Source organism: Pantoea sp. XAF26B01_ASV70, assembly GCF_054512635.1.
In genome coordinates this window covers 222,425-241,572 of sequence record NZ_CM137251.1, presented here as the reverse complement: position 1 = coordinate 241,572, position 19,148 = coordinate 222,425, and the positions used below count along the sequence as shown (strand labels likewise).

Annotated in this window: 19 protein-coding genes; 8 read left to right on the top strand and 11 right to left on the bottom strand. The window is 55.0% G+C overall.

The features are described from left to right. Nucleotides 1-5: 5 nt before the first annotated feature. On the bottom strand, nt 6-1,397 hold the full coding sequence (locus ACX8ZY_RS01130; RefSeq protein WP_421665172.1) for a hypothetical protein: 1,392 nt from the start codon (nt 1,395-1,397) through the stop codon (nt 6-8). Further along, the gene (locus tag ACX8ZY_RS01125) at nt 1,390-2,301 is read right to left on the bottom strand and encodes an alpha/beta fold hydrolase (protein WP_425021247.1); all 912 of its coding nucleotides are present in this window, start codon (nt 2,299-2,301) and stop codon (nt 1,390-1,392) included. The genes ACX8ZY_RS01130 and ACX8ZY_RS01125 overlap by 8 nt, the downstream gene beginning before the upstream one ends. A 300-nt stretch (nt 2,302-2,601) precedes the next feature. Between ACX8ZY_RS01125 and ACX8ZY_RS01120 the strand changes: the two genes are divergently transcribed. Then, a complete protein-coding gene (locus ACX8ZY_RS01120) occupies nt 2,602-3,378 on the top strand; it encodes a nucleotidyltransferase domain-containing protein (protein ID WP_346461708.1) in 777 nt (258 codons plus the stop codon). A gap of 181 nt (nt 3,379-3,559) precedes the next feature. Here the strand turns inward: ACX8ZY_RS01120 and cspE are convergent, their stop codons facing one another. The 3 genes from cspE to ACX8ZY_RS01105 form a co-directional block, all read right to left on the bottom strand. Further along, nucleotides 3,560-3,772, bottom strand: coding sequence for a transcription antiterminator/RNA stability regulator CspE (gene cspE, locus ACX8ZY_RS01115; RefSeq protein WP_010671477.1), 213 nt, complete (start codon nt 3,770-3,772; stop codon nt 3,560-3,562). A gap of 346 nt (nt 3,773-4,118) precedes the next feature. Continuing rightward, nucleotides 4,119-4,265, bottom strand: a complete 147-nt coding sequence (locus ACX8ZY_RS01110; RefSeq protein ID WP_161939649.1) for a hypothetical protein — start codon at nt 4,263-4,265, stop codon at nt 4,119-4,121. 153 nt (nt 4,266-4,418) lie between these two features. Next, nucleotides 4,419-4,682, bottom strand: a complete 264-nt coding sequence (locus ACX8ZY_RS01105) for a DUF2798 domain-containing protein (RefSeq protein ID WP_010253502.1) — start codon at nt 4,680-4,682, stop codon at nt 4,419-4,421. A gap of 128 nt (nt 4,683-4,810) precedes the next feature. Here ACX8ZY_RS01105 and ACX8ZY_RS01100 point away from each other — a divergent pair, with 128 nt between their 5' ends. After that, a complete protein-coding gene (locus ACX8ZY_RS01100) occupies nt 4,811-5,713 on the top strand; it encodes a LysR family transcriptional regulator (RefSeq protein WP_320503846.1) in 903 nt (300 codons plus the stop codon). A gap of 226 nt (nt 5,714-5,939) precedes the next feature. Here ACX8ZY_RS01100 and ACX8ZY_RS01095 read toward each other — a convergent pair whose 3' ends face one another. Next, nucleotides 5,940-6,953: a zinc-dependent alcohol dehydrogenase family protein gene (locus tag ACX8ZY_RS01095; RefSeq protein ID WP_320503847.1), complete on the bottom strand. Its 1,014-nt coding sequence runs from the start codon at nt 6,951-6,953 to the stop codon at nt 5,940-5,942. A 168-nt stretch (nt 6,954-7,121) separates the two neighbouring features. Here ACX8ZY_RS01095 and ACX8ZY_RS01090 point away from each other — a divergent pair, with 168 nt between their 5' ends. Then, complete coding sequence (locus ACX8ZY_RS01090) at nt 7,122-8,027, top strand: LysR family transcriptional regulator (RefSeq protein ID WP_320503851.1); 906 nt, start codon at nt 7,122-7,124, stop codon at nt 8,025-8,027. Nucleotides 8,028-8,341: 314 nt separating this feature from the next. On the opposite strand, the gene azuC is transcribed toward ACX8ZY_RS01090, so the two are convergent. Both azuC and mntP read right to left on the bottom strand, forming a co-directional pair. Further along, nucleotides 8,342-8,419 carry a stress response protein AzuC gene (azuC, locus tag ACX8ZY_RS01085; protein WP_111534772.1) on the bottom strand — a complete coding sequence of 26 codons (78 nt, stop codon included), beginning with the start codon at nt 8,417-8,419 and terminating at the stop codon, nt 8,342-8,344. 117 nt (nt 8,420-8,536) lie between these two features. Continuing rightward, nucleotides 8,537-9,112, bottom strand: coding sequence for a manganese efflux pump MntP (gene mntP / locus ACX8ZY_RS01080; protein ID WP_031593031.1), 576 nt, complete (start codon nt 9,110-9,112; stop codon nt 8,537-8,539). A 316-nt stretch (nt 9,113-9,428) separates the two neighbouring features. Here mntP and ACX8ZY_RS01075 point away from each other — a divergent pair, with 316 nt between their 5' ends. After that, entirely contained in the window at nt 9,429-9,671 is a 243-nt protein-coding gene (locus tag ACX8ZY_RS01075; protein WP_010253517.1) for a DUF1158 domain-containing protein, read from the top strand. Here the strand turns inward: ACX8ZY_RS01075 and pdxR are convergent. Further along, nucleotides 9,661-11,097: a MocR-like pyridoxine biosynthesis transcription factor PdxR gene (gene pdxR / locus ACX8ZY_RS01070; RefSeq protein ID WP_320503848.1), complete on the bottom strand. Its 1,437-nt coding sequence runs from the start codon at nt 11,095-11,097 to the stop codon at nt 9,661-9,663. The two genes, ACX8ZY_RS01075 and pdxR, sit on opposite strands and share 11 nt — an antisense overlap. 59 nt (nt 11,098-11,156) lie before the next feature. Here pdxR and ACX8ZY_RS01065 point away from each other — a divergent pair, with 59 nt between their 5' ends. From ACX8ZY_RS01065 to ACX8ZY_RS01055, 3 genes are all read left to right on the top strand, one after another. Beyond that, nucleotides 11,157-11,612 (top strand): carboxymuconolactone decarboxylase family protein, encoded by a 456-nt coding sequence (locus tag ACX8ZY_RS01065; RefSeq protein ID WP_062759584.1) that lies wholly within the window; start codon nt 11,157-11,159, stop codon nt 11,610-11,612. A 511-nt stretch (nt 11,613-12,123) separates the two neighbouring features. Continuing rightward, the gene (mqo, locus tag ACX8ZY_RS01060) at nt 12,124-13,740 is read left to right on the top strand and encodes a malate dehydrogenase (quinone) (protein WP_031593772.1); all 1,617 of its coding nucleotides are present in this window, start codon (nt 12,124-12,126) and stop codon (nt 13,738-13,740) included. A 125-nt stretch (nt 13,741-13,865) separates the two neighbouring features. Beyond that, nucleotides 13,866-16,250: a phosphoketolase family protein gene (locus tag ACX8ZY_RS01055; RefSeq protein WP_320503849.1), complete on the top strand. Its 2,385-nt coding sequence runs from the start codon at nt 13,866-13,868 to the stop codon at nt 16,248-16,250. On the opposite strand, the gene ACX8ZY_RS01050 is transcribed toward ACX8ZY_RS01055, so the two are convergent. Continuing rightward, a complete protein-coding gene (locus ACX8ZY_RS01050) occupies nt 16,247-16,834 on the bottom strand; it encodes a LysE family translocator (RefSeq protein WP_031593770.1) in 588 nt (195 codons plus the stop codon). The two genes, ACX8ZY_RS01055 and ACX8ZY_RS01050, sit on opposite strands and share 4 nt — an antisense overlap. A 134-nt stretch (nt 16,835-16,968) precedes the next feature. Between ACX8ZY_RS01050 and ACX8ZY_RS01045 the strand changes: the two genes are divergently transcribed. Continuing rightward, entirely contained in the window at nt 16,969-18,456 is a 1,488-nt protein-coding gene (locus tag ACX8ZY_RS01045; RefSeq protein WP_320503850.1) for an aminotransferase-like domain-containing protein, read from the top strand. On the opposite strand, the gene ACX8ZY_RS01040 is transcribed toward ACX8ZY_RS01045, so the two are convergent. Next, a complete protein-coding gene (locus ACX8ZY_RS01040) occupies nt 18,423-19,046 on the bottom strand; it encodes a glutathione S-transferase family protein (RefSeq protein ID WP_010253536.1) in 624 nt (207 codons plus the stop codon). The genes ACX8ZY_RS01045 and ACX8ZY_RS01040 overlap by 34 nt on opposite strands. Nucleotides 19,047-19,148 lie beyond the last annotated feature (102 nt).

The following is a 19,148-nucleotide window of genomic DNA, read 5'->3' as shown; positions in this document are numbered from 1 at the left end:
GACTGCTACGTCAGCGCCGTCAGGGTGACCCCATATTTCGCACCATAACGCTGAATACCCGTCATCACCTTCTCCGCGCTCAGCGCGGGTGGAGGTGGCAACAGCGGCGCCCGTTCACGCAGCGCCGAGTCGAAGCGGGCAAACGTCGCGAAATCACGCGGGAAACGTTCTTCATCCACGCCAATGAATACGCCTTCATCACGTGCATGGGAGAGCAGCGCCCGCCAGCGGTCAATCTCCGCCAGACCGATGCTGTCGGTACCGTGAGAAAAGAGCATCATGTCGATGTTGCGGAACGGCGGCTGTTTTTCCAGGAAGCGTTGCAGGGCCGCGGCCGAAGGCTCGGTGCAAAAGACCAGCCAGAACGGGATGGCGTGCTGATGCATGCTGCACCACGGGTCCATCAGCAGGAAGCTGTCCACCGTCAGCCGGGTCGGTAAAATTCCCGCCGCCAGATACCAGTCGCGGTAGATCTCTGCCACCACATAGCTCATCGCCTCTGGATCTTCATAACGAATCTCCATCAGCTTCCAGTTCTGAGCTTCCGCCAGTTTTTTCAGCGGCGAAATCAGATAACCATCCAGTCCCCACTCCGCTTCCGGCACGTGGTCAGTAATGGCCGGCGGCGTCCAGCGCTCGCGATCGATGCCATAGCGTGCCAGATATTCCGCCACCCGCGGGCCACCCTGTAAGTACTCTTTTTCGGTTGCGCCGCCGAGCGCACCAAACTGGAAAAACGAGCGGTCGCTGGTGCGGGTTACCGGCCACTGTCGGGTACAATGATTGATAAACAGCGTTGATCCGGCGGGCAGACTTCCCATCAGGAATTCGTTGAAGGCCAGCGGCAGTTCGCGCAGTTTTAGCCGGAAGTAGCGCATCTGGTCGAGCATCAGCCGATCCTGATTCGGGTCATGCATATGGTGAACCGCAAGACGCGGCCAGGCGGCCAGCAGTGCCGCCGCCACCTCTTTACCCTGCTCAAAACTCGCCTGTACATCATCGGGATCGCTATTGGCCGCGCGCACCGGACAGAGAAAGGTTTGCGGCAACCAGGGCACACCCATCGCCGCCGCCAGATGCACCAGTGCACCGTTCGATGAACCGATAAAGGCCGCCGGATAATCCTGCTGCGGGTATTCGCTCACCATCCATTCGGCGATGCCTTCCACATCCAGTTCACCCGCCTGGCGCAGGCTGATGCCTTCTGCCATGCCGCCCAGCGCATAGCCCCACTCACGCAGTCCGGTCGGCAGCCGGTTAAGCGACGGCAACAGGCGATCCAGCGTCGGTGACTGGCTGGGGCTGGCAAAGGGGCGATCGTGCAGCGCATTGGCCAGCGCAAGCAGCATGGCGGCAGCAGAGTCAAAGCGGGCAATCCCTCTTGGTGGTTTACTCATGTTGATCCTCCTGCTGGATACGTGCCAGGAACGGGCGGATGGCGTGACAGAAACTCCACGGGTAGACGTAGTGCAAAGTGTGCGTCCCGTCGCGTAATGTCAGTCGTTCACTGCGCGGCATCAGGGCAGCGAGTTCATCCAGCCAGCGGGCCGGACAGACGGGATCGCGCGAGCCCCGCAGCAGCAACGTGGGTGCGTTAATGTAAGTAAGGCGATGCTCTATGCGGTCGTGCATCATGGCGCGCAGGGTACCGAAGGCGCGCCGCAGGCCCGCTTTGGCGTAATCGATTCGGGCCAGTGGCCCCGGTGGACGACGTGATTCCAGCCGGCCATTACGCCAGTCGCGCCAGAGCTGACGCGGCAGACTGCGGGCATGACAATCGACCGTCGGCCCCTGCAGCACCAGTCCCGCTACAGCCTGTGGATGTTTCACCGCCAGCGCGGCCAGAATCTGGCAGCCAAACGAATTGCCGACCCAGATAGCGCGCTGGAAACCGTTATGCTGTAACCACAGCCACAGCGCATCCGCCAGCTGATCCACCGACATGATCGGCGCAGAAGGGGGCAGTGTGCTGGCGCCAAAACCGGGCAGATCCGGCACCAGCACGTGATAGTCGCGCCCCAGCGCCAGCGCCAGTGGCTCCATCGCCCGGCCCGACATCACCAGACCGTGGATTAACACGACCGGCAGTCCCTGAGCCTCAATGGGCGTAACGCGGGTAAACATGCGCCAGTCACCAATCTGCTGATAATAACCGGCCAGACCGGCGTGATGACTGTTCGGCGACACCGGCGGCGTCTCCTTAAGCTGCCGCCAGCGTTTCATGCCCCATAACGTGGCCGCCACACCCAATCCAACACCTGCCACAATCGCTGCCTGTTTTCGTCGATGCTTCTGGATCATCCGCTGCTCCTGGTTTGGGGAGAATAATTCAGTGTAGGTCGGGATCAGGCAGCAGGCGGGTTATCGGCGCGATGGTGTGAAAAAGTATGGGGTTTCGCATAAGAAGACGCTGGCATTGCGGGTGATGAACTCTGGCGGGAGATCTGTCTGGTGTAAGCGGGAAGGCAATGACGGCAGTGAATGATGTGTGTACGCTGTGAGCGAGAAGCGGACATGAGAGATATAATTAATCCGCCATGAGAATCTCAGATTCCCAGGACTTATTAACCCGGTGAATGACGCCATTAAAAGGGAGACAGGGTGGCAATCGATCACAACGGCTTTATTGCCCTGCCAGAAACCAATAAATTGCAGCCAGAGTTCCGGAATATTGTTGCACAGGTCGTGGCAAAGCTAATCCAAAGTTTTCCTGAGCTTATACATAGCCTTTATTTGTATGGCAGTGTGGCTGAAGGCCGGGCAAAAATCGGGAAGTCCGATCTGGATATGACAGTCATATTTAGCGTTGATCCCGGCGAAGCGGCTAAAGTGCAAATTACTGAAATACAACGTAAACTTGAAAAAAATAATCCTGTTGTCAGTAAAATCGATTTTGATTGTGGTCTGTTACAACAGGTAGTGCATCCGGATAATCTGCTTAGCTGGGGATACTGGCTCAAACATCACTGTGTCTGCGTTTACGGAGAGGACCTGAGTCAACGATTCCAGGCATTTAAACCTTCAAAAGAAATTGCTGTAGCAGTGAATGGTGACTTCCTGCCGGTGCTGGAAAAATTAATAACTCAAATGCAGTTATCTGCTGACGAAAATAAAAAGTTGCAGCTACAGCGTGCTGCTGCACGAAAGACAATCAGAGCAACCAATATTCTTCGCAGTGAACATGACAAACAGTGGCCTGAAACACTCGAGGAGTATCGCTTTACATTCAATGCCCGATATCCAGCGTTAGCAAAAGAAATGGATTACTTGCTGGCAATCAGTAATACGCCTCAGGGGAGCATCGCTGATTTCAAAAGGCGCGTTATGGCTTTTGCCCGATGGCTTAACGTAACATTTCATAACGGGCAGGGCTTATGAAGGGAGGATTAACATCTGGGTAGCCTGATAAACGCGGAGCAGGTCAACGGACCAGAGATGATGCGAATTTCAGGCAATAAAAAACCCGCACTGGGCGGGTTTCTTTTATTATCAGCAGAGCTTATCTGCTCAGACTTATGTCTTCATCGCTATTGTAAGCGTCGCTGATAATGAGCGCGGCTTACTGCGCTGTGACGTTGCCAGCTGCAGGACCTTTGGCGCCATTTTCAATGGTGAAGGAGACTTTCTGACCTTCATCAAGCGTTTTGTAGTTATCACCCTGGATAGCAGAGAAATGTACGAATACATCTTTGCTGCCATCATCAGGAGTGATAAAGCCAAAACCTTTATCTGAGTTAAACCATTTTACTAAACCAGTCATTTTGTTAGACATAGATATTTCCTTAATCGATTAGCCACTAAGAGCGGCGAAGATGGCCTGTAGTTAGAGATTTACTTATTGGGCACTTAGGAGGAGGCTCTCGAAGAAGGATATCTGTGGATAACACTTGAACTGAGGACTACTTTACTAAAACTGCTTTCATAAGGTCTGTGTTCCAAACCGATGACGCATTAAGACATAGCGATAATAATTTAGCAATGTATAAGTTTATTTATTTTAACCATTTAAACGCTCAGATGGCTGAATGGCTGTTTTATTTTGACTGCTCAGGAAGTGCTTCAGGCTCCGCTGTGTGCGAAGAGGAGCAGGTTAAGCCCGTCATAATGACGGTGCCGATTTAACGTTGATGCTTAACAATAAACAGAGCCAGTAAGGTCACATTGCGTAAAAATTTCCGCACGGCCAGTGAAGCGCTGTCATCGCCCTCTTCATCTGTGAGCTTTACCTGCTGCATATCGTACGCCCGGCTTTCGGTATCTTTCATCCTGATACCGGTCAGTATCCGGACGGCCTGCCCGCCCTCACCCCGCATCTGAAATGCTGGAGGTTTGCCACCCGCCTCCATTCTGGTGCAGAAGCAGCCTGCCGCGATGAGCGAGAAGCGGGCTAAACGCCCATTTTGGGCATGCTGACTGTCTCAGTGACCGTGAACGGTCAATCCTACGAGCCGGATAACAACAGGACGGACAACCAGTATGCAAAAGAAAGCCGCTGGCATGGCGACCCGGTAAGCATTCATCACATTTGTCATGTAATGAGGCCCCATTCCGAATTCGGCTAACGTGATGACCAGACTCATCAGGAACGCCATGATGATCGCCATATAAAGTGCAAATATGTAAGGTGTCGTGCGCACCGGCAAGCGGGTTCGTAAGGTTTTTTTTGTTGCAGCATCAGTCATCTGAATATCCTGTTTAACAAAAGTAGATAAGACTGCGGCTAACTTAACAAGCTTATGCGGGGGGTTGTAGAGCGGTTATGCTTTAATCATTATTAAGTAAAAGTGACGAATTAACGGTTGAGGATACGATGGACATTTTAGGGCTGATTAGCACTTTTATCCGCGTGGTGGAAAACGGCAGTATTGCAGCGGCGGCACGCGCTAAAGGTATGAGTCCGGCAGCAATCAGCCAGAGTCTTTCGCGTCTTGAAGCGCATCTGGGCGTGCGACTGCTATCGCGCACCACCCGCAGCATGACCTTAACGGAAAACGGTAAACGCTATTTCGAGAAAGTCCGTCACATCCCACATGATATCGAACTCGCCTCGCAGGCTGCTGCGAATGAAACCAAACCACAGGGGCCACTTTGTATCGCTACGACAGCCGCGTTTGGCCGGTACGTTCTGGCTCCCCTTATGCCCGCTTTCAAAGCGTCTTTCCCCGATATAGATATTGAACTGATCAGTACCGATCGCAACGTCGATCATCGCCTGGAAGGCGTCGATGTCAGTATCCGCATCGAAGCACAGCTGAATGATCAACTGATCGCCAGAAAAATTGCATCGTTACCCTTTATATTCTGTGCGGCTCCCGCTTACCTTAATCGCGCTGGTACGCCTCAGACGCCTGGAGAACTTAGCCAGCACGCCTGCCTGGTTTTCCGCTATCCCACCGACAGACGGTTTCTGCCATGGACGTTTATGGTCAACGGACAGCCTGTTAATGCAAAACTTAACCCCAGTTTTATCAGCGATGATATTGATATCATCGCCAGAATAGCCGTAAACGGCGGCGGCATTGCCCGTCTGGCAAGCTTTGTAGCTCAGCCACTGATAGACAGCGGTCTGCTAAGGCCTTTGTCCTGGTCAGGTCACAGTGGCGAGAGCACCATTGAGTCCCTGCCGATGAATATCTATGCCTGTGTCACCGAACGTTCGGCACTCAATTCGAAAGTACGGACATTTATTGAATTTTTGGCCGATGCGATTTAAGACAGGAGCGTTTTTGCCGGGCGAAAATTGACGCATTTTTCTGCTTATCCACCCGCAAAAGTAACTCACCGCTGCCGGTCGTGGTGATACGAAAAGCGGCCCTTTTGACGATGTGCAGAAAGGATATAAGTACGCTTTGAGAAGGGGTTTAACGCGTTGAGAGTGGGATTAAAAAGTATCTGGCAGTCAGTAAAAACTGCCAGAATTGAGGAATGAAAAGTCGTTATCAGTCGCTAATTCTGATGACGATTTTGCCAAATGCACCACGGGAGAGGTGCCGGAAGGCTTCAACCGCCTCATTAAAGCTGTAAACCTGTTCAATGACGGGCTTGATATTATGTTTATTGAGGAACGGATTCATCCGATCAAACGAGGAGCGTGGTGCAACCGCAATGCCCCGGATTTTTGTCTGACGGAAAATTAACGGCATCAAATCAAGTTGTGCTGTCTGGCCGGTCAGAAATCCTACCTGAGCAATCGTACCGGCAACTTTTGTCGCAGCAATTGACTGATTGATGCCATTGCCCCCGGCGACATCTATCGTTACGTCAGCGCCTTTACCATCAGTTATTTCAAGCACTTTTCTTTCCCACTCAGGGTATTTTTTATAGTTAATCCCTTCATCTGCTCCCAGTGATTTAATGCGCTCAAGGTTTGCATCGTTACTGGAGGTGGCAATGACGCGTGCACCATAGGCATGCGCTATCTGAGCAGCGAAGACCGATACGCCACCGGTTCCCTGTACGAGCACGGTCTGACCAGGCTGCAGATTGCCGATATCCATTAGCGAGTACCATGCCGTAAGTGCAGCGATGGGAAGTGTAGAAGCTTCTTCATCGGTCATGCTGTCAGGCGCTTTAACTGCGCTGTCCTCATGAATAATCATGTACTCAGCCAGCCCGCCGGGTAACGGCATTCCAATACACCATGCTGGCTCATCGGCCGCAGGTTCACCCTCTAACCAGCGTGAATAGAGATGCGAGTTAACGCGATCACCCGTGCTAAAACGGGACACACCCTGCCCCGTGGCAACAACGGTACCCGTGGCATCAGAGACAGGAATCAGTGGCTTTGGAACCAGATGAGGCTCATAGAAGCCCTCTACTATTGCCTTATCCCTGAAGTTCAGAGACACCGCGCCAACTTTAACCAGAAGTTCACCCGGACCAGGTACAGGCGTTTCCACCTCTTCAAGCTTTAAGTTTTCAAGGCCAAAATCTTTCAGTAACCATGCTTTCATTTTGTCATTTCCCATGTGTATGCATCGAATAGAGTGATGATAAAAAAAGCAGGCAGGCGTAAAAAGCCACGTAAAAGGACTTCAGTGTTACTGCAGGAGAAACAATCGGAATGAGATATAATCCGCAATACACTATTTCGGCAGGAATATTTTTTGCGGAGTTAAATGATGCGCTCGAACATGCTGGAATTGATGGATATTTTTGTTCACGTCGTTGAATTCCGTAGTTTCACCCGGGCCGCTGACGCCTTGCAGCTGCATCGCCCTGCGGTCAGTAAGTCCGTACAACAACTGGAATACAAGCTTGGCGTTAAGCTATTGCACCGCACCACGCGCAGTCTGAGTGTGACCGTTGAAGGGGAGGAAATTTATCAGCGGGCTAAAGCGCTGCTGAGTGATGCCAGCGATATCATGGCTTCTTACTCTTCAAATCAGCGACCTCGTGGCCAGCTGCGCATTGATGTTCCACTGGCGCTGGCGCACAGTATCCTGATCCCACAATTAAGCGAGTTTCAGGCTTTATATCCTGAAATTGAAATAGTCTTAACCGCTTCAGATCGCCTGACCCATTTAATTACAGAGGGTGTGGACTGTGTTATTCGTCTCGGTGAGCTTGCTGATTCGAATTTTATTTCGCGCAGAATGGGCAGCCTGCAGATGGTCACCTGTGCAGCACCCTCTTATCTGGATAAATATGGCACTCCTTTAACACCTGATGACCTTAAAGATCATAAAGCCATTTATTTTTTTAATGAACACAGTCGGGACGTCCAGGAATGGAAATTTGTCATGAATGGCGAAATTGTTTCACGGCATCCGGGAAGCAGCGTACGAGTTAACAATTCTGACGTCCTTCTTTCCTGTGGCGTGGCGGGCCTCGGCATGCTTCACGCATTATATACGGCATTAAAGCCCTGCCTCGAAACAGGCCAGCTGAAGGAAGTATTATCGGGTTATGCGACTGTGACGAAACCGGTTTCAATACTCTACCCTGACAGACGCTATCTTCCGCCTAAGGTCCGGGTCTTTATCGAATGGTTTACTGAAATATTCAGGAAGAATCATCAGGGTTAACCGTGAATCTTAGCTTCGGCACAGGCAATCCCGTGACCCATTAAAAGTGCTTGTTTCCTGTTTAAGGTATGCCGCCATTTTGTCTGGCATCCGGAAATCTCCCGGGCAGATTGGATCGCTACAGCAACGTCCGTTTCTGGCACAAAGTGGCGCATAACGGGAAATCAGAAGGAGAGGAGTAGCAACAAACAGGATGCACCCGAAGTGCAAAAACGCGGGTTTAAATCAGCAGAAGCAAAGGCAGAAAAAGCAGAAAAGGTGATAATCACAGGTCGATCCCTGACCGCGATTATCGAGGGTTTCTTGCGGGGTGCTTAGTACATGGCACCCGGCGGTACGTGTTTGAACGTCTCAACGTAAGCGCGGAACACGTGTTTAAAAATACGTTTCATGGAACACCTGATTCAAATTTAGTTGAACATATACCGAAAAAGTATAGCTCCTGAGCGTTTTAACAGCAAATAAATTTGAACCAGATCACAAAAATGACGGTTTTATGTGCAAAAGCCCTACGCGGTGTAGCCGAGATGCTGCAACAGAATGGTGGAGCCGACGGCAATCAGCACGACTCCACCCAGCACTTCAGCCCATTTGCCCAGGACCGGACCGATAAAGCGCCCGACTAATACGCCAGTCGTCGCCATCACCGTAGTGGCTGCACCAATGGTCAGCGCGGTAGTAATGATATTCACCTGCAGGAAAGCCAGACCCACACCAACAGCCAGCGCATCCAGGCTGGTCGCTACCGCGGTGGTCGCCAGTACCATAAAGCCATGGCTTTGCGGGGCTTCACAGGGTTCTGCGACGGCAGTCTGACGGAAGCCTTCCATCATCATACGGCCACCCAGAAACGCCAGCAGGATGAAGGCGACCCAGTGATCCCACGCCATGATGTAACGGCTGGCGGCCAGGCCAAGCGCCCAGCCAATCAGCGGCGTCAGCGCTTCAATTGAGCCGAAAATCAGACCGGTACGCAGCGCTTCTTTAAAACCGGGACGATGCAACGTGGCACCTTTGCCCAGAGCAGCAGCAAACGCGTCCATCGACATGCCCAGCGCAAGAATTAAAGTGGCAATAAAGGTCATGATTTATTCACCTGGGGCGAAAAAGCGGCAATTCACGCTGAATTCACCACACAAAGTGTTCAGTTATGAAAAAGTGGGCGCAGTCTACCATGCAAACCCAAAGATAAAAAGACAGTAAAATCAGGGATTTAAGTATAGCAAAGGCTATAACTCTTATCATCCGCTATGAATCGCGCTAAGTCGATGGTAGCAAAGCGTTTTCTGACCATTTCTCTGGCCATGTAGCATGCCGGATGCGCACGAAGCAGCGCGCCACCATTGAACCGTGTCGCCGTTTACCGGAAAATGCCGGGCTGATAAATATGGGATACCGGTTATGAATAACCCTTTTGAAACGTTGATCGTGCCTGGTGGCATTTTATTGCTGGGCTTTCTCTCGGCGCTGCTGCTGCCCGCGCCCGCCTTTAGCGTGACGGTAGCGCAGCATCTGTTGCAGATGTTCCATTTGCAGGACCTGAATCAGCTCTATACGGTGGTGTTTTGCGTCTGGTTTTTGCTGCTGGGCGCACTGGAGTTTTTTGTTATCCGTTTTGTCTGGCGTCGCTGGTTCAGGGGCTGACCGCCTGCGCATTGACCAGCGCCTTTAGCCGTTCGGCACTGCGCGCATAACCTTCACGTGGCAGATGTGCCGCCCCCAGCAACAGGCCCGCACCGCGCTGATCCGCCTGCTGATACCAGATCGACAGCGGCGACGGTGCCATGCCCCACTCCACCGCCTGCTGCGCAATCACCTGATCCGGTGAACCAGCGGGTAAACGGACAATCACCGCCAGCCCGGCGCGTTGCAGGTCAGGAAAGTGAGGATGCAGCGCCGCGATCATCTGCTCCAGCCGCTCATGATAGACGCGCTTCATGCGCCGCAGATGCCGCATAAAGTGGCCATCCCGCAGAAATTCCGCCACCGCATTATGCAGCAATCCGGAGGAGGCAGGCGAAAGCAACGCGCTGACCTCGCCGAACCGGGCCGTCAGCGCGGGTGGCACCACCATAAAACCGAGCCGCAGTTGCGGCGTCAGCGTCTTGCTGAACGTGCCGATGTGCAACACCCGCCCCTGGCTGTCGAGCGCGGCCAGTGCCGGCGCGGCGCGATTGCCGGGCTGAAGCTCGCCGAGATAGTCATCTTCGATAATCCAGCGCTGCGCGCGGCTGGCCCAGTTAAGCAGGGCATGCCGGCGTGCCAGGCTCATCGTCATACCAAGCGGCGCCTGCTGTCCCGGCGTGACCAGCGCAAAAGCGGCATCCGGCGCGCGGGCAATCCCGGCCTCAACCTGCAACCCTTCGGCATCAACCGGCACGGCAACCGGCGTGACGCGCAGCGCTTCAACCGCGCGACGCGCCACCCAGAATCCGGGATCTTCCAGCCATGCTGTTTTACCCTGAAAATTCATCGCCAGCCCAATCAGTCCCATTGCGCCAGCATAGCCGCTGGTAATAATAATCTGGTCCGCCTGACAGCGCAGGCCGCGTGCCACCGCCAGGTAGGCCACCAGCGCCTGCCGCAACGCTAAGCTGCCGCGGGGATCGGGATAGCTGGCCGGTCTGCTGACCTGCATGCGCGTCTGACGCTGCAGAATGCGCAGCCAGACTTTGGCCGGGAATGCATCGCTGGCAGGAATGCCCATCTGGAAGGTCAGCGGTGGCGCTTCATACTCCTCTGCACCCTCCAGCAGCTGGCGTTCAGCCTCGGCATTGACCGGTTTTAACGGCGGCAATGGGCTGACGAAAGTACCCGCTGCGCCTCTGGCCTGCAGAAACTGACCATCAACCAGCATGTCATAACTGGCGCGAACGGTGCCACGCGCCACGCCGAGCTGAGCCGCCAGATCGCGGCAGGAAGGCAGACGTGCGCCAGGTTGTAAACGTCCTTCACCAATCGCCTGTTCAATCAACTGGCGCAGTTGTTCACTGAGGCCACGTGACGCGCCGCGCTGCAGTGTCAGCGTGGAAAGCGGCGATGGACCAGTCAGACTCTCATTTTTTGGCACTTTATCTGCTCCATTGAAAGGCTGAAAATCGCCTTATCAACCCTGAATGAGGCAATAAGATGAGCGAACGTATCGATTTTCACAGTGCAGCACCGGCAGGCATGAAAGCGCTGGGCGGCGTATACAGTTATCTGGCACAAACCGATCTGCCGCTCACTTTACTGGAACTGCTGTTCCTGCGCATATCGCAGATTAATGGCTGTGCCTACTGCATTGATTTACATACCAAAGCACTGAATAAGTCGGGCATGGGCTGGGATAAGATCGTGCTGACCTCGGTCTGGCAGGAATCCGGTACGCTGTTCAGTGATAAAGAGAAGGCTGCCCTGTACTGGGCTGAATGCCTGACCCTGATTGCTCAGCAGGGTGCGCCAGACGACCGCTATACCGCACTGAAAGCGCACTTCAGTGAAAAAGAGATTGTCGATCTGAACATCGCGATTGGTCTGATGAACACCTACAACCGCATGGCGATAAGTCTGAAAAAGTTGCCCGCCAGCGCCAGTCTGTCATAAGTGAATCCGATGCGTGCGCCGGTGTGCACGCATTTTCAGACTCACAAAAATGTAACATTATTTTTACACAAGCGGCCTCTCAGGCGCTCTGCTCCCGATTCCCGTTATTCCTTACTGCATAATAAATCGCTAAATTTCAGCGAATTAAATAATTCCGCACGGTTCATATCCATTCCGGCGTTGCACCAGCATGGAGCTTTTCAGCAACATGCTATTTTTGTTAACCCACTGACTTCACAGTAAAAAACTCCTAATACGCTGCCAGCCCTGATGATTAATTCTTATGCTGAATCATTTCTGCATTTAAAAAATAAACAAATGTTTAATTCAGATGCGAGAATGTTATATTCGGATGACAAAGCATAACGTGCAGTTAACGCGTTATTACCGCTTTAACCCTATACCTGAGACTTAACCTTTGAGAAATAGCGCAACGCGCTCGTAAGAAGCGTGACTATTTCGCCTGCGAAACTGTTGGGCTTCAGGTCAACAGAAGAGGAGATGTCGCCTCATGTGCAATTCAGCTGTAAACCTTGCGCTCGCGATGAGTGCCATGGCAAAGGACACCACTACTACCGCGCAGGAGCGCAAAGACGTTGACGTGCTGCTGATTGGCGCAGGTGTGATGAGCGCTACCCTCGGCGCGTGGCTGCAGGATTTAGAGCCAGACTGGTCCATCGAAATGGTGGAGCGGCTGGATAGCGTGGCCGAAGAGTCGTCCAACGGCTGGAATAACGCGGGCACCGGTCATGCGGCGCTGGCGGAGCTGAACTATACGCCTCAGCAGGCGGATGGCAGCATCGACATCACTAAAGCGGTAACGATCAACGAATCGTTCCAGATTTCCCGCCAGTTCTGGGCTTATCAGGTCCAGAAAGGCAACCTGCGCAACCCTAAAAGCTTTATTCACAGTACGCCGCACATGAGCTTTGTCTGGGGTGACGACAATGTCGACTTCCTGCGCAAGCGCTTTAAGGCGCTGCAGAAAAGCACCCTGTTCCGTGGCATGGCCTACTCCGAAGATCCGCAGCAGATTGCCCGCTGGATCCCGCTGGTGATGAATGGCCGTGACCGCAGCCAGAAAGTGGCCGCGACCTGGACGGAGATGGGCACCGACGTGAACTTCGGTGAAATCACCCGTCAGCTGATCGCCTCGTTAGAGAAGAAAGCGAATTTCCAGCTGCGTCTGCGCCAGGAAGTGCGTGAGCTGAAGCAGCTCGCCGACGGTCGCTGGCAGGTGACGCTGCAGTGTCTGAACAGCGGCACGCGTCGCACACTGACGGCGGGTAGAATATTTATCGGTGCTGGCGGCGCAGCGTTACCGCTGTTGCAGAAGGCTGGCATCCCGGAAGCCAACGGTTACGCTGGTTTCCCGGTGGGCGGTTCATTCCTGGTAACGGAAAATCCGCAGGTCGTCGCGCAGCACATGGCCAAGGTCTATGGCAAAGCCAGCGTCGGTGCGCCGCCGATGTCCGTGCCGCACGTCGACACCCGCGTTCTGGATGGCAAGCAGGTGCTGCTGTTTGGCCCGTTCGCCACCTTCTCGACTAAGTTCCTGAAGCAGGGTTCGCTGATGGATATGTTCACCTCACTGAACAGCAGCAATATGCTGCCGATGGTGAAAGTGGGGCTGAAAAGTTTTGACCTGGTGAAATACCTGATGGATCAGGTGCTGCAAAGCGATCGCGACCGGATGGACGCCCTGCGTGCCTATGTGCCGCAGGCGAAGCAGGAGGACTGGCGCTTAGTGACTGCCGGTCAGCGTGTGCAGATCATCAAGAAAGATGAGAAAGAGGGCGCCGTGTTACGTCTGGGCACCGAAGTGGTCGCCTCACAGGATGGCTCGATTTCAGCACTGCTGGGTGCATCGCCTGGCGCCTCTACGGCGGCACCGATCATGCTGGAGCTGCTGCACAAGGTCTGTCCTGAGCAGATGGCTTCGCCGGAATGGCAGAACAAAATCCGTGCGGTGATCCCATCCTGGGGACGTAAGCTGAACGGCGACGTAGCGCTGACAGAGAAAGTGTTAGCCGAAACCAGCCGGATTCTGCAGCTCGACTATTCGCCGGTTACCCCGATGGCGGCAAACGATGAAGGACGGGAAACCGCGTTCGTCGTCGGCAAATAATTCAGCGCCATTGATAAAAAGCTCCGCACTGCGGGGCCTTTTTTATTGGCCGGTTACCTGGTCGATCCGGGCATTCTCTATTAGGGTTAAGGCATCTTTTAGCTGCACGATCAGGAGGAAACTGCATGTCTTACTCCCCTGCTTCACCGGAATTCACGCTGCTCGACCGCTACTGGCGGGCCGCGAACTACCTCTCCGTCGGACAAATTTACCTGATGGATAACCCGCTGTTGCGTGAGCCACTCAGGCCTGAACACATTAAACCGCGTCTGCTGGGTCACTGGGGCACTACGCCAGGCCTGAATTTTATCTATGCCCACCTCAACCGCGTTATCCGGAAGCAAAACCTGGATATGATCTACATCTGCGGACCAGGACATGGCGGCCCCGGCATGGTGGCGAATACCTGGCTTGAGGGCAGCTACAGCGAGATTTATCCGCACATCACGCAGGATGCGGCGGGCATGCAGCGTCTGTTCAAACAGTTCTCCTTTCCGGGGGGCATTCCCAGTCACGCGGCACCGGAAACGCCTGGCTCGATTAATGAAGGCGGTGAACTGGGCTATTCGCTCTCCCATGCGTTTGGCGCGGCCTTCGATAATCCCGAACTGGTTGTACCCTGCGTGATTGGCGACGGCGAAGCGGAGACCGGTCCACTGGCCTCCAGCTGGCACGGCATCAAATTCCTGAATCCTGAACGTGACGGCGCGGTCCTGCCGATTCTGCATCTCAATGGCTACAAAATCGCCAACCCGACGCTGCTGGGTCGCAGCAGCGATGAAGATTTGCACCAGTTGTTCAGTGGCTACGGCTATGAGCCGCTGTTCGTCTGCGGGCATGAGCCTGAAAAAATGCATCCGCTGATGGCGGAGGCGCTGGATAGTGCCTTCAGTAAAATCGCCGCTTATCAGCGCGAGGCGCGCCAGGGCAAAGCCACCACCGGGGTGCCGCGCTGGCCGATGATTATTCTTCGCAGTCCCAAAGGCTGGACCGGCCCCAAAACGGTCGACGGCAAGAAAGTGGAAGATTTCTGGCGGGCGCATCAGGTGCCGGTCGCGGCCTGTCGTGAAGATGAAGGACATCGCCAGATCCTTGAGACGTGGATGCGGAGTTATCAGCCAGACGACCTGTTTGATGAACAGGGTCGCTTAAAGCCGGAACTGCAGGCGCTGGCACCGGAAGGTGATAAACGCATGGGGTCTTCGCCTTATGCCAATGGCGGCCTGTTGCGCCGTGAGCTGGATGCGCCTGAACTCGCGGAGTTTGCCTGCGATGTCAGCGAGCCAGGCGCACAGATGGCGCAGGCCACTGAGCATCTGGGCCGCTATCTCAGCGTGCTGTTCCAGCGCAACCGCGATAATTTCCGCCTGTTTGGCCCGGATGAAACCGCCTCTAACCGCCTGACGCCGGTCTTCGACGTGACCAGCCGTACCTGGCTGGAACGTACTGAGCCTTACGATGAGCAGCTGGCGCGTGATGGCCGGGTGATAGAAATTCTCAGTGAGCATCAGTGTCAGGGCTGGCTTGAGGGCTATCTGCTGACCGGCCGCCACGGGCTGTTTAACTGTTATGAAGCTTTTATCCACATCGTCGATTCGATGTTTAACCAGCACGCTAAGTGGCTGAAAGTCTCGCGTAAACTGGGCTGGCGTAAGCCGATCTCGTCGCTGAACTATCTGCTCTCTTCGCACGTCTGGCGACAGGATCACAATGGCTATAGCCATCAGGATCCGGGCTTTATCGATCACGTTGCCAATAAAAAAGCGGACATTGTGCGCATCTATCTGCCGCCCGATGCCAATACGCTGCTGTGGGTTGGCGATCACTGCCTGCGCACCTGGGACCGCATCAATGTGATTGTGGCGGGCAAGCAGCCTGCGCCGCAGTGGCTGGATATGGCGAGTGCGGTAACCCATTGTGAAGCGGGCATGGGCGAGTGGCGCTGGGCGGGCACCACGCCAGAGCATGCGGAGCCGGATGTGGTGATGGCCTGTGCCGGTGATGTGCCCACCATGGAGACGATGGCGGCGGTGGATTTGCTGCGCGGTATGCTGCCCGAACTGCGTATCCGCGTGGTGAACGTGGTCGATCTGCTGGCGCTGCAGCCGCAGGATCAGCATCCGCATGGTAAGTCTGATGCGGAATTCGACGCGCTGTTTACCCAGGATAAACCGGTGATTTTCGCCTTCCACGGTTATCCAACGCTGATACATCGCCTGACCTATTCGCGAACCAACCACCGCAACTTCCATGTTCGCGGCTTCAATGAAGAGGGAACCACCACCACGCCATTTGATATGACGGTGCTGAACGAGCTTGACCGCTATCATCTGGCGCAGGAGGCGATTCTGCGCGTGCCGGGCCTGGCCGATGCGCACCCTGAGCTGCTGGACGATCTGCAGGAGCGCATCGCTGAACATCATCGCTATGTGCGAGAACACGGTGAAGATGTGCCGGAGGTGCAGAACTGGAAATGGCCGTCGGCCACAGCACCTGGTGCACCCGATTAAGCAGCCAGCAAGGCGTCGGTCAGCATCCAGATGGTAGTCGCCACCAGCGACAGCGCCATCAGGCTGTTGAATAACTGACGCTTCCAGGCAATCTGCAGATGGCTGCGCAGGCGATCGCCCAGCGCAGCCCAGATCAGAATGCAGGGCAGGTTCAGCAGCATAAAGCCGATCATCACCGTCAGCACGCCGCTGCTGGCGCTGTACAACAGCGCCACATTGGTCGCCATCAGCCAGGCTTTGGGATTGATCGCCTGGAAACAGGCACCGCCCAGCAGCGTCATGGGCTGCGGCTTGCTGCGCACTTCAGGCGCAGCCGCACGGAAAATCTTCCACGAGAGCCACAACAGATAGGCACAGCCTGCCAGCGTCAGCGGCAGGCGAATCGCCGCCATCCAGTGCAGTAAGACCTCCAGTGCGACGCCGGCGATCACCGTTTGCAGCGCACAACCTACCAGTATGCCAAACACCATCGGCAGCGTGCGGCGCATGCCGAAATTGACGCCTGAGGTCGCCAGCAGCAGATTGTTCGGGCCTGGCGTAATCGACATGACGGTAACGTAACTGAAGAAAGAGGGATCGAGCATGGTGACTCTCCTGAAAACAGACAGAGTTCTATGCTACGGCGGGAAAAGGGATGGTAACAGTGACACAAAATCACTATTGTTATGGTTACAGTTCCCGTTAACAGCAATTGTACCCATCCAATCCGGAGGCTACTGTGTCCCTTGCTCCCACTTCCGATCAGCCGCTCTATCAGCAGCTGGCAGACAGCTTCGCTGAGGCTATCCATCAGGGCACGCTGAAACCTGGCAAACGCCTGCCGGCGATCCGCCGCGTCGCCCAGTCACATCAGGTCAGCGTCAATACGGTACTGAATGCCTGGCAGTTACTGGAAGATCGCGGGCTGATTGAGGCGCGTCCCCAGTCGGGCTATTACGTGCGCGGCGTGTTGCCCGCCGTGACCCGCCATGGTCAGCATAAAACCCGGGTACGCGACCCCAGCAGCAGCAAGCTCGACCTGATCGATAAGGTATTTGCGGCGCAGAACCATCCCGACTACATCAATATTTCCCTGGCCTGCCCCCAGGATAGCGAGCTGTTTCCTGCGGCGCGTATTGCCCGGATTACTGCCTCACTGCTGCGCCGTAATCCGAACATGATTGGGCGCTATGCGCTTCCGCCCGGTAGTGAGCGCTTACGGGAGGAGATTGCGCGACGGGCGCTGCACGCCGGACAGACGCTCACCGCCGATGAGATCACCCTGACCCACGGCTGCATGGAGGCGCTTCAGCTGGCGCTGCGGGCGGTCACGCAGCCCGGCGACTGCGTCGGACTGGAGTCGCCGACCTACTTTTTCCTCTTCCCGCTGCTGGCTTCACTGGGCCTTAAGGCGCTGGAAATCCCCACCGACCCGCAGCATGGGCTGTCGCTGGATGCGCTGGAGATGCTGCTTCAGGAGCAGCGAATTAAGGCGCTGATTGCGATGCCGAGCGCGCAGAACCCGCTGGGCTGCGGCATGTCGCTGGAGAACAAGAAGCGGCTGGCGAAGTTAGTGAATACTTACCACGTTCCGCTGATAGAAGATGGGCTGTATGACGAGTTACAGTTCGACTGGCCGCTCTCGCCCGCGGTAAAAGCCTTTGATCGCGACGGCTGGGTGATCTACTGCACCAGCTTCACCAAAACCGTGGCGCCCGATTTCCGTATTGGCTGGACCGCCGCTGGCCGTTTTCATGATGCGATTGCCCGACTGAAAGCGGTGTCGTCGATGGCAGAATCCGCCCTGCTCTCTGAAACGCTGGCGGAGTTTCTTGCTTCCGGCGGTTATGACCACCATCTGCGCACGCTGCGCCGTCGCTACGCGGCCAATCTGGATGAGGCGCGGGGACTGATCGCCCGCTACTTCCCGGAGGGCACCCGCGCGACGCTGCCGCGCGGTGGCTTCGTCTTCTGGGTCGAGTTACCGGGCGGCGTAAATACCACCGAGATGTTTGATCGGCTGCTGCAGGAGCAGATTTGCGTCACGCCCGGCGCGCTCTATTCACTGAGCGAGCGCTACAACCATGCACTGCGCCTCTCCTGCTGCTATCCGTTTGATGCGCGCTATAGCTGGGCGATCAGACGCGCGGGCGAAATCGCCTGTGAACTGGCGGGAATCGCGTGCGGCGAGGCTCAGGGTGTGCCGTTGCGGCCCCAGACGGTATAGCCGTGGCGTTCAGTCAGGCGTTCGTAATAGGTGCGTACCGCCGGATAATCAGGGTGTTCGAGCGGCGTTTCAAACCAGCGGTTCACCGCCAGACCAATCGGAATGTCTGCCAGCGTGAAATTACGTCCGGCAACGTAACGACCGGTTTTTTCCAGCTGCTGATTGAGAATGCTCATGGTGTGTGCCCAGCCTTTGCTGGCCGCGGCCAGCAGACGTGGATCCTGATGAGCCGGTGAATTTCGCACCAGCGACATAAATGCGTAGCGCCATGAGGTGTTGAGTTCAGTGGACTGCCAGTCCATCCACTGATCGACAGGCGCACGCGTTTGAGGATGATGAGGATAGAGCCACTCGCCGCCATAGGCATTCGCCAGATAGCGCAGGATGGCGTTGGATTCCCACATCACAAAGTCATCATCTTTCAGTACCGGCACCATCGCATTGGGGTTGAGTGCCATGAATTCGGGCAGGTGCGTTGAGCGGAATCCGTCGCCCCACTCTTCGCGCTGATAATCAAGGTCAAGCTCGTCACACAGCCATAATACTTTGCGCACGTTGATTGAGGAGGCGCGTCCCAGGATCGTTAGCATTCACAGTCTCCGGTAAAATCTTTAACTTATTGATAACGCTGTTAGCTGTTATAAGCAATCATCCGGCAGAGAAAAGGCCGCACTGAACCCAATCGCAAGGAG

Excerpts from the sequence above, each read along its gene's own strand:
- ACX8ZY_RS01130 (WP_421665172.1), bottom strand. The coding sequence starts at position 1,397 with ATGAGTAAACCACCAAGAGGGATTGCCCGCTTTGACTCTGCTGCCGCC.
- ACX8ZY_RS01125 (WP_425021247.1), bottom strand. The coding sequence starts at position 2,301 with ATGATCCAGAAGCATCGACGAAAACAGGCAGCGATTGTGGCAGGTGTT.
- cspE (WP_010671477.1), bottom strand. The coding sequence starts at position 3,772 with ATGTCTAACAAAATGACTGGTTTAGTAAAATGGTTTAACTCAGATAAA.
- ACX8ZY_RS01110 (WP_161939649.1), bottom strand. The coding sequence starts at position 4,265 with ATGAAAGATACCGAAAGCCGGGCGTACGATATGCAGCAGGTAAAGCTC.
- ACX8ZY_RS01105 (WP_010253502.1), bottom strand. The coding sequence starts at position 4,682 with ATGACTGATGCTGCAACAAAAAAAACCTTACGAACCCGCTTGCCGGTG.
- ACX8ZY_RS01100 (WP_320503846.1), top strand. The coding sequence starts at position 4,811 with ATGGACATTTTAGGGCTGATTAGCACTTTTATCCGCGTGGTGGAAAAC.
- ACX8ZY_RS01095 (WP_320503847.1), bottom strand. The coding sequence starts at position 6,953 with ATGAAAGCATGGTTACTGAAAGATTTTGGCCTTGAAAACTTAAAGCTT.
- ACX8ZY_RS01090 (WP_320503851.1), top strand. The coding sequence starts at position 7,122 with ATGCGCTCGAACATGCTGGAATTGATGGATATTTTTGTTCACGTCGTT.
- azuC (WP_111534772.1), bottom strand. The coding sequence starts at position 8,419 with ATGAAACGTATTTTTAAACACGTGTTCCGCGCTTACGTTGAGACGTTC.
- mntP (WP_031593031.1), bottom strand. The coding sequence starts at position 9,112 with ATGACCTTTATTGCCACTTTAATTCTTGCGCTGGGCATGTCGATGGAC.
- ACX8ZY_RS01075 (WP_010253517.1), top strand. The coding sequence starts at position 9,429 with ATGAATAACCCTTTTGAAACGTTGATCGTGCCTGGTGGCATTTTATTG.
- ACX8ZY_RS01065 (WP_062759584.1), top strand. The coding sequence starts at position 11,157 with ATGAGCGAACGTATCGATTTTCACAGTGCAGCACCGGCAGGCATGAAA.
- mqo (WP_031593772.1), top strand. The coding sequence starts at position 12,124 with ATGTGCAATTCAGCTGTAAACCTTGCGCTCGCGATGAGTGCCATGGCA.
- ACX8ZY_RS01055 (WP_320503849.1), top strand. The coding sequence starts at position 13,866 with ATGTCTTACTCCCCTGCTTCACCGGAATTCACGCTGCTCGACCGCTAC.
- ACX8ZY_RS01050 (WP_031593770.1), bottom strand. The coding sequence starts at position 16,834 with ATGCTCGATCCCTCTTTCTTCAGTTACGTTACCGTCATGTCGATTACG.
- ACX8ZY_RS01040 (WP_010253536.1), bottom strand. The coding sequence starts at position 19,046 with ATGCTAACGATCCTGGGACGCGCCTCCTCAATCAACGTGCGCAAAGTA.